Below are 9135 nucleotides of genomic sequence, written 5' to 3'. Positions count from 1 at the left end.
CCCCCGCCGCCGGCCGCGGCCCCCCCCCGGCGCGCGCCGCCCCCGCCCGGGCGGGGGCCCCGCTCCTCTGTCATGCGCTGCCGGTCAGCTGTCGCCGCCGGCGTTGCCGCTGGTGCCGGCGTTGACGTCGTCGAGGCGGTAGCGCTCGAATGCCTGGGCCGGTGCCTCGGCGGGGACCTCGCCGCGGCGGGCGAGCAGCTGCAGGGCTCGGACCACGATGCTGTGCGCGTCGATGTTGAAGAACCGGCGCGCCGCGGCACGGGTGTCCGAGAAGCCGAAGCCGTCGGCCCCGAGCGTGGCCCACTCGTTGGGCACGTACTGCCGGATCTGGTCCGGCACCTGGGACATGTAGTCCGTGGCCGCCACAATCGGGCCCTCGGCCCCGGCGAGCTGCCGGGTGACGAAGGGCTCCCGCGCGTTCTCCGCCGTCGGATCCAGGAACGCCTCGCGCTCGGCGGCCAGCCCATCGCGGCGCAGCTCCGTCCAGCTGGTCACGGACCAGACGTCCGCGGAGACGCCCCACTCCTCGGCCAGGATGCGCTGGGCCTCGATGGCCCACGGGACCGCGACGCCGGAGGCCAGCAGCTGCGTCTTCGGTCCCTCCTGCCCGCCCACGGCGACCCGGTGGATGCCGCCGAGGATCCCCTCGACGTCGACGCCCTCGGGCTCGGCCGGCTGCACGTACGGCTCGTTGTAGACGGTGAGGTAGTACATGACGTTCGGGTCCGGGTGGTTCCCGCCGTACATGCGCTCGAGGCCGGCCCGGATGATGTGCCCGATCTCGTAGCCGTAGGCCGGGTCGTATGTGATCACGGCCGGGTTGGTCGCGGCGAGGATCGGCGAGTGCCCGTCGGCGTGCTGGAGGCCCTCGCCGGTGAGCGTGGTGCGTCCGGCGGTCGCGCCGATGACGAAGCCGCGCGTCATCTGGTCCGCGGCGGCCCAGAAGGAGTCTCCGGTGCGCTGGAACCCGAACATCGAGTAGAAGACGTAGACCGGGACCAGCGGCTCGCCCTGGGTGGCGTAGGCGGTTCCCGCGGCGGTGAACGCCGAGACCGCGCCGGCCTCGTTGATCCCGGGGTGGATCAGCTGCCCGGCAGGCGACTCCTTGTAGGCCAGGACCAGGTCCCGGTCCACGGACAGGTACTCCTGGCCGCCCGGGTTGTAGATCTTCGCCGTCGGGAAGAACGCGTCCATGCCGAAGGTGCGCGACTCGTCCGGGACGATCGGCACGATCCGGCTCCCGAAGCCCTTGTCCCGCATCAGGTCCTTGAGCAGGCGGACGAAGGCCATGGTGGTGGCGGCCTGCTGCTTGCCGGAGCCGCGCTTGGCGATCGCGTACGTCTTCTCCTCGGGGAGCACGACGTCGGTGTGCCGGGGGCGGCGCTCGGGGAGGAACCCGCCGAGGGCGCGGCGGCGCTCGAGGAGGTACTCGATCTCGGGCGCGTCGGGTCCCGGGTGGAAGTACGGCGGTCGGTACGGGTCGGCCTCGAGCTGCTCGTCCGTGATCGGGATCCGCAGGTAGTCGCGGAACGACTTGAGGTCGTCGAGGGTCAGCTTCTTCATCTGATGGGTCGCGTTGCGGCCCTCGAAGTGCGGGCCCAGGCCGTAGCCCTTGACGGTCTTGGCCAGGATGACGGTCGGCTTGCCCTTGAACTCGGTGGCGGCCTTGTAGGCGGCGTAAACCTTGTGGTAGTCGTGGCCGCCGCGCTTGAGGTTCCAGATCTCGTCGTCGCCCAGGTCCGCGACGAGCTCCTTGGTGGCCTGCGACTTGCCGAAGAAGTGCTCGCGGACGAATCCGCCGTTCTCGGCCTTGTAGGTCTGGTAGTCGCCGTCGGGCGTGCGGTTCATGATGTCGACGAGCGCTGCGGAGTGCTCGCTGGACAGCAGGGAGTCCCACTCGCGGCCCCAGACGACCTTGATGACGTTCCAGCCGGCGCCGCGGAAGAAGGCCTCCAGCTCCTGCATGATCTTGCCGTTGCCGCGGACCGGGCCGTCGAGGCGCTGCAGGTTGCAGTTGATCACGAAGTTCAGGTTGTCGAGCTTCTCGTTCGCCGCCAGCTGGAGCAGGCCGCGCGACTCGGGCTCGTCCATCTCGCCGTCACCGAGGAAGGCCCAGACCTGCTGGTCGGAGGTGTCCTTGATCCCGCGGTTGTGCAGGTAGCGGTTGGACTGCGCCTGGTAGATGGCGTTCATGGGGCCGATGCCCATCGACACCGTCGGGAACTCCCAGAACTCGGGCATGTTCCGCGGGTGCGGGTACGAGGGCAGGGCATGGCCCTCCTTCGACTTCTCCTGGCGGAACCCGTCGAGGTCCTGCTCGCTCAGGCGCCCCTCGAGGAACGCCCGGGCGTACATGCCCGGGGAGGCGTGGCCCTGGAAGAAGACCTGGTCGCCGCCGCACGGGTGGTCCTTGCCGCGGAAGAAGTGGTTGAAGCCCACCTCGTACAGCGTCGCCGCGCCCGCGTAGGTGGAGATGTGGCCGCCGACGCCGATGTCCGGGTGCTGGCCGCGGTGCACCATGACCGCGGCGTTCCAGCGCATCCACGCCCGGTAGCGGCGCTCGACCTCCTCGTCGCCCGGGAACTCGGGCTCCTGGTCGGCCGGGATGGTGTTCACGTAGTCGGTGTTGATGGCGGCCGCGACGGCGACCTGCCGCTCACGGGCCCGCTCCAGCAGGCTGGTCATGATGGTGCCGGCGCGGTCCGCGCCACCGACCTTCAGCAGGGAGTCGAACGATTCGATCCACTCCGCCCGCTCCTCCGCGTCCGGTTCGGATGCGAACCGGGGCTCATCGATGATGGTCATGTCTTCCCTCCGAGGACAACGGCGGTTTTCGCCGATGCGATCCAGTTACCGCTATACGGAATTGTTTTTTCGCACAGTAGTATCCTAGTGAAAGCCGTCACGTCCCCGATGTCAACGTGCCGACACGAAAGCGTCCCTCCGAGACCCCGACCGAGGAGCCCTCCATGACCGCGAGCGACCGCACCGACTCCCCCCGCCCCGCGTCCGAGCAGCCCGAGCCGCGGACCGCGGTCATCACGGGCGCCGGCTCCGGAATCGGGGCCGCCAGCGCCCGCCGGCTGCTCGCAGCCGGGTGGAACGTGGTCCTGGCCGGCCGCCGCAGCGCACCCCTCGAGGCGACCGCGGACGGGCATCCGCAGGCCCTGGCGGTGCCCGCGGACGTGACGGAACCGGACTCGGTCGCGGCCCTCTTCGACGCCGCCGTCGCACGCTTCGGGCGCGTCGACGTGCTCGTGAACAACGCGGGCACGTTCGGCCCGGCGGTCGACGTCGGCGACCTGACCGCCGCGGAGTGGGACGCCGTCGTCGCCGTGAACCTCACCGGCGCCGTGCTCTGCGCCGGCGAGGCCTTCCGGCGGATGCGGGACCAGCGCCCGGCGGGCGGGCGGATCATCAACAACGGCTCCATCTCCGCCCAGGCGCCGCGGCCCCGCTCCGTCGCCTACACGACCACCAAGCACGCCATCGCGGGCCTGACCAAGTCGATCGAGCTCGACGGCCGGGCCCACGGCATCACCTGCACGCAGCTGGACATCGGCAACACGGCGACGGACATGATGGCCGCGATCGGGACCGGCACCGGCGCGCTCCAGGCGGACGGATCCCGCCGGACGGAGCCGACCTTCCCGCTGGACGAGGCCGCCCGCACCATCGAGTTCCTCGCCTCCCTGCCGGCGAGCGCGAGCGTGAACCAGTTGACCATCACGGCCGCCGGGATGCCGTTCGTGGGCCGCGGCTGACGAACCCGGGCGCAGGTCTTGCCACGCCGGGGCCGCGGTGCTGGACTGTGGCCATGAGCACACCAGCACCGGCTCCGCCGGAGACCATGGTTCTGCTGGCGATCGGCACCAAGAAGGGCCTCTGGCTCGCGGCAAGCGACGACCGCGTGCACTGGACCCTGTCCGATCCGCACTTCCTCGTCCTCGAGGCATCCTCCGTGGCCATCGACAACCGCTCCGACCGGCCGCGCGTCCTGGCCGGCCTCCTCGACTGGCACTGGGGCCCGACCGTCGTGACCAGCGACGATCTGGGCGCCACGTGGTCCGAGCCCGAGCACGGGGCCATCAAGTTCCCACCCGAGACGGACACCGCGCTCGAGCGGGTCTGGCACCTCCGCCCCGACTCGGCGGACCGGCCCGGCGTCGTCTGGGCGGGCGCCGAGCCGCACTCGCTGTGGCGCTCGGACGACGGCGGCGAGACGTTCGCCCTGAACGAGGGCCTGTGGAACCACCCGCAGCGCGCGCAGTGGCAGCCCGGCGGCGGCGGCCCGTGCCTGCACACGGTGGCCCCGGACCCGACGCGCGAGCAGATCCACATCGCCGCCTCGGCGGCCGGCGTCTACCGGTCCGACGACGGCGGGGCGACCTGGGCGCCGAAGAACCGTGGGATCGTCGCCGGCTTCCTGCCCGACGAGCAGCCCGAGTTCGGCCAATGCGTCCACCGGATCGCCCGCGACGCCGAGAACCCGGACCGGCTGTACGCCCAGAACCACGGCGGCGTCTTCCGCTCGGACGACGCCGGCGACTCGTGGACCTCGATCGCCGACGGCCTCCCCGGGGACTTCGGCTTCACGTTCCTCACCCACCCGCGCCGCGGCGGCACGGGCTGGGTCCTGCCCATGGGCGCGGACATCGACCGGAAGCCGGCGAACGCCCGGCTGTCCATGTACCGCACGGACGACGGCGGCGAGACGTGGACCGAGCAGCACGACGGGCTGCCGGACCGCGACTACAACACCGTCCTGCGCGACGCCGCCGCCGTCGACGACCACCCGGAGTCCACGGGCGTCTACTTCGGCACGCGCGCCGGGGAGGTGTACGCCAGCGGCGACGAGGGCGGCACGTTCGTCCGGGTCGCCGAGCGGCTGCCGGACATCCTCAGCGTCCAGGCCGCCGTGGTGCCGCGGGCGCCGCTCCCCCAGGGCTCGGAGCCGTACGTCCCGCAGTTCCCCGAGGAGTAGGCGATGGCGCACGTGACGGTCCGGGTCCCGGCGGTGCTCGCCGCGGGCCTGGGCGGCCGGCGGGAGGTCGACGTCCCGTACGACGCCGACGCCGGGCCGCCGTCGGTCCGCCGCCTGCTCGACGTACTCGCCGAGGAGTACCCGCGGTTCGGGCGCCGGGTGCGGGACGAGCGCGGCGAGGTCCGCCGCTACGTCAACGTCTTCGTGGGCGCGGACAACATCCGGGACCTCTCCGGTCAGGACACCGCGGTGCCCGCCGGGACGGACGTCCTGGTGGTCCAGTCCGTCGCCGGCGGCTGACCCGCGCCGGACCCGCGCGGACGGCCGACGTCGCACGCCGTCGCGGCCTTGACACCGCCCCGGGGTCGAATCAGAGTTCAAGGTGACGCCCGACCAACCCCAGGAGGCCGCCATGTTCCGCACCGAACCGCACCAGAGCCCGGAGATCGTGAGCCTCTCCAGTGCGCGCACCGCCGTCGTCCGCGGCCAGGACATCCGGTTCGAGGACCTGCGCGAGTTCTACGACTCGGCGTTCGCGGCCCTGGCCGAGGTGCTGGAGGCCGAGGGGCTCATCCCCGTGGGGCCCGGCTTCGGCCTGATGACCCGGGAGCCGACGGACTCACTGGACCTCGAGGTCGGCTTCGCCGTCGACCATGCGCTGGTCGGGACGCGCACCGCGTCCAGCGGCGTCGAGGTGGTGCCCTCGGAGATCCCCGGCGGGCCCACCGCCGTGACCTCCCACCTCGGCTCCTTCGACGAGCTCGCGGGCGCCTGGGAACAGTTCATGGGCTGGATCGCCGAGAAGGGCTACACCGCGTCGCTGCCGTTCTGGGAGCTGTACGTGACGGAGCCGCGCCCGGAGATGGGCCCGGAGGAGCTGCGCACCGACCTCTTCGTCCCGGTCGCCGGCGCGGACGCCGACGAGCACCACCGCCGCGGATGAGGCGCCTGCTCTCCCTCATGCGGGAAGACCTCAAGGCCGCCCGCGCCCAGGACCCCGCCGCGCGCAGCGACGCCGAGGTCGCCCTGGCCTATTCCGGGGTGCACGCCATCTGGGCGTACCGAGTCGCGCACGCGCTCTGGCAGCGCGAGGGGACCCGGGGGCTGGCCCGGCTGGTCAGCCAGGGCGCCCGGTTCCTCACCGGCGTGGAGATCCACCCCGGGGCGCGCATCGGGCGGCGCCCCTTCATCGACCACGGCTCGGAGATCGTCATCGGCGAGACCACCGTGATCGGGGACGACGTGATGATGTACCAGGGCACCACCATCGGCGGTCGGACCCTGCACGTCCCGGTCGACCTCGGGGCGCGGCGGCACGCGATCGTCGGGGACCGGGTGATGCTCGGGGCCGGCTGCCGGATCATCGGACCGGTCACCATCGGCGACGACACCGCGATCGGCGCCAACGCCGTCGTCGTCCGGGACGTCCCGGCGGAGTCGATCGCGATCGGCCTGCCCGCCGTCCACCGGCACAAGGACAGCGACTACGCGCTGGACCCCCGCACCGACCTGATCGACCCGGCCTTCCTGCTCTGAGGACCCGCCGCTAGAGGCTGCCCTCGGGGGCCATGTTGCTGAACCGAGAGTAGTGGCCCTGGAAGGCGACGACGATCGTCTTGGTGGGACCGTTGCGGTGCTTGGCGACGATCACGTCCGCCTCGCCGGCGCGCGGGGACTCCTTGTCGTAGATGTCCTCGCGGTGGAGCAGGATGACCATGTCGGCGTCCTGCTCGATCGAGCCGGACTCGCGGAGGTCGGAGACCATCGGCTTCTTGTCCGTGCGCTGCTCGGAGCCGCGGTTCAGCTGCGAGAGCGCGATGACCGGCACGTCGAGCTCCTTGGCGAGGAGCTTCAGCGCGCGGGAGAACTCGGAGACCTCCTGCTGGCGGGACTCGACGCGCTTGCCGGAGCTCATCAGCTGCAGGTAGTCGAGGACCACGAGCTTCAGATCGTGCTTCTGCTTCAGCCGCCGGCACTTCGCGCGGATCTCCATGAGCGACATGTTGGGCGAGTCGTCGATGTACAGCGGGGCGTCGTTCAGCTTGCCCATGGTGCTGGCGATCTTGGCCCACTGCTCGTCCTTGACCGTGCCCTTGCGCAGGTCCTGCAGGCCGATGCTCGCCTCCGCGGAGAGCAGGCGCATCGCGATCTCGTTCCGGCCCATCTCGAGGGAGAAGAAGACGGTGGTCATGTTGTTCTTGATCGCCGCGGAACGCGCGAAGTCCAGCGCGAACGTCGACTTGCCGACGGCGGGACGGGCCGCGACGACGATCATCTGTCCGCCCTGCAGGCCCTGCGTCAGCTCGTCGAGCTCGTAGAAGCCGGTCGGGACGCCGATGACGCCCTCGCCACGGCTGCCCGCGGACTCGATCTCGTCGACGGTGCCCTCGATGATGTCGCGCAGGGGGACGTAGTCCTCGGCGCCGCGGCGCTCCGCGACCGACATGACCTCCGCCTGGGCCTCGTTGACGATCGCATCGACCTCGCCGTCCTGGGCGTAGCCCAGCTGGACGATCTTGGTGCCCGCGTTCACCAGGCGCCGGAGGACGGCGCGCTCGCGGACGATCTCGGCGTAGAAGCCGGCGTTGGCGGCGGTGGGGACCGACTGGATCAGGGTGTGCAGGTAGGCCGGTCCGCCGACGCGGCTGATGTCCCCGCGCTTGGTGAGCAGGTCCGCGACCGTCACGGCGTCGGCCGGCTCCCCCCGGCCGTAGAGGTCGATCACGGCCTCGTAGATCAACTCGTGGGACGGCCGGTAGAAGTCCTGCCCGCGGAGGACCTCCACGCAGTCGGCGATGGCGTCCTTGGAGAGCATCATGCCGCCGAGCACGGACTGCTCGGCCACGATGTCCTGAGGCGGCGTGCGGCCGAACTCGGCGCTGCCGGTCTCCTCTACATCCGTTCGTGCCAGAGCCACCGAAGTCCTTTCACCATGCCCGTCGCGGCGCTCGACGGCGCCTGCCACGCGGCGCGGACGGGGCCGTCGGCTCCGCCGGACTACGCGCGTGACCCCGTAAGAGTAGACCCGAGGGGGTACCCCTCAAAGCCCCTTGTCCACAGGCCATGTGGGCAACCTGTGGGGATCGCCGGTGGACATGTGCACAGTCTGGGGACTCAGCTGTGGATTGTTGGGAAAGACTCTTTCCCAACCCTATCTGACTAGGTATTTCATTCATACACGGGTGTGGGTAAGTTAAATTCTGCGTGGATTCCCGAACGTTGATGCGGCACTTGAGGCTCCTAATGGGGTACCGGGACACCCACCGCGCGCCCGTTTATCCACAGCAGAGCCCCGCTTCTCCACACGTGGCCCGCCGTGTGCCCGACGGCCTTGTGGGCGCACGGCCCCGTTGGAATACTGAGTCCATGCCGGAGACCGTGATGCGCCCCACCTCCGCCGACGCCCACGCCTTCGTGGCCGCCGTCGAGCACGCCCGGCGCCGCGCCGACGCCGAGGCACTGCTGGAGCTCTTCGCGTCCGTCACCGGTGAGCCGCCCGTCCTGTGGGGACCGTCCATCGTCGGCTACGGGTCCTACCACTACCGGTACGCCTCGGGACGCGAGGGCGATGCCGACGTGCTCCGGCGCTTGGTCCGCGAGGGCTACGAGCACGCGCGCAGCGTGCTGGGGGCCCCGGCGCCGGACGATCGCTCCCGCGGAGACCTCCGCGCCGCCCCGCCCACCTAGGATGGTCACCATGTTCTCGCTCGGGCTTCTCGAAGCATTCATCGTCGTCGCCGTCTTCGCGGGGATCGTCGGGGCCCTCTGGTATGTCTTCAGCCGCACCAAGACCGGGCAGCTCAGCGAGGAGGAGCAGTACATCCAGCGGCTCAACGCGCAGTGGGTGCAGCACCGCGAGGAGCAGCGGCGGGAGGCCGAGCGGGTGCGCCACGAGACGCAGCAGCGGATGCCCACCGCTCAGCGCACGCCGACCGCGCCGGTGGTCGATCCGACGGCGCAGGCCGGTGTCGGTGCCGCGCCCGCCACGCGCCCGGCCGGCCAGGCGGACTACGCCGCGGTGGTGCGCCTGGTCCAGGAGGGCAAACTCGTCGAGGCGATCAAGAAGGTTCGCCAGGACACCGGCGTCGGTCTGGCGGACGCCAAACGGCTCGTCGACGACATCCGGCGGCACTGACCGGCGGCGTGGCCCG

The 9135-nt window shown here is 71.2% G+C and carries 9 protein-coding genes; 7 read left to right on the top strand and 2 right to left on the bottom strand.

Annotation, left to right across the window (positions count from 1 at the left end):
- Positions 1-84: 84 nt before the first annotated feature.
- Positions 85-2805, bottom strand: coding sequence for a pyruvate dehydrogenase (acetyl-transferring), homodimeric type (aceE, locus tag RIN46_RS12080; RefSeq protein ID WP_309081831.1), 2721 nt, complete (start codon positions 2803-2805; stop codon positions 85-87).
- 164 nt (positions 2806-2969) lie between these two features.
- Between aceE and RIN46_RS12075 the strand changes: the two genes are divergently transcribed.
- From RIN46_RS12075 to epsC, 5 genes are all read left to right on the top strand, one after another.
- The gene (locus RIN46_RS12075; protein ID WP_309081830.1) at positions 2970-3764 is read left to right on the top strand and encodes an SDR family oxidoreductase; all 795 of its coding nucleotides are present in this window, start codon (positions 2970-2972) and stop codon (positions 3762-3764) included.
- A gap of 53 nt (positions 3765-3817) precedes the next feature.
- Positions 3818-4984 carry an exo-alpha-sialidase gene (locus tag RIN46_RS12070; RefSeq protein ID WP_309081829.1) on the top strand — a complete coding sequence of 389 codons (1167 nt, stop codon included), beginning with the start codon at positions 3818-3820 and terminating at the stop codon, positions 4982-4984.
- A gap of 3 nt (positions 4985-4987) precedes the next feature.
- Positions 4988-5284 carry a MoaD/ThiS family protein gene (locus RIN46_RS12065; RefSeq protein ID WP_309081828.1) on the top strand — a complete coding sequence of 99 codons (297 nt, stop codon included), beginning with the start codon at positions 4988-4990 and terminating at the stop codon, positions 5282-5284.
- Between the two features lie 112 nt (positions 5285-5396).
- Positions 5397-5927, top strand: coding sequence for a GyrI-like domain-containing protein (locus tag RIN46_RS12060; protein WP_309081827.1), 531 nt, complete (start codon positions 5397-5399; stop codon positions 5925-5927).
- Positions 5928-5944: 17 nt separating this feature from the next.
- Complete coding sequence (gene epsC, locus RIN46_RS12055) at positions 5945-6520, top strand: serine O-acetyltransferase EpsC (protein WP_309081826.1); 576 nt, start codon at positions 5945-5947, stop codon at positions 6518-6520.
- Between the two features lie 10 nt (positions 6521-6530).
- Here the strand turns inward: epsC and dnaB are convergent, their stop codons facing one another.
- Positions 6531-7901: a replicative DNA helicase gene (gene dnaB, locus RIN46_RS12050; protein ID WP_309081825.1), complete on the bottom strand. Its 1371-nt coding sequence runs from the start codon at positions 7899-7901 to the stop codon at positions 6531-6533.
- A gap of 449 nt (positions 7902-8350) precedes the next feature.
- On the opposite strand from dnaB, the gene RIN46_RS12045 reads away from it, so the two are divergent.
- Both RIN46_RS12045 and RIN46_RS12040 read left to right on the top strand, forming a co-directional pair.
- A complete protein-coding gene (locus tag RIN46_RS12045; protein ID WP_309081824.1) occupies positions 8351-8671 on the top strand; it encodes a hypothetical protein in 321 nt (106 codons plus the stop codon).
- A gap of 10 nt (positions 8672-8681) precedes the next feature.
- Positions 8682-9119: a hypothetical protein gene (locus tag RIN46_RS12040; protein WP_309081823.1), complete on the top strand. Its 438-nt coding sequence runs from the start codon at positions 8682-8684 to the stop codon at positions 9117-9119.
- The last annotated feature ends 16 nt before the right edge of the window (positions 9120-9135 follow it).

This window comes from Zhihengliuella sp. (assembly GCF_031178195.1).
Lineage (GTDB): Bacteria > Actinomycetota > Actinomycetes > Actinomycetales > Micrococcaceae > Zhihengliuella.
The sequence above is the reverse complement of the archived record's forward strand: the minus strand, read 5'-3'. Positions and strand labels throughout refer to the sequence as shown.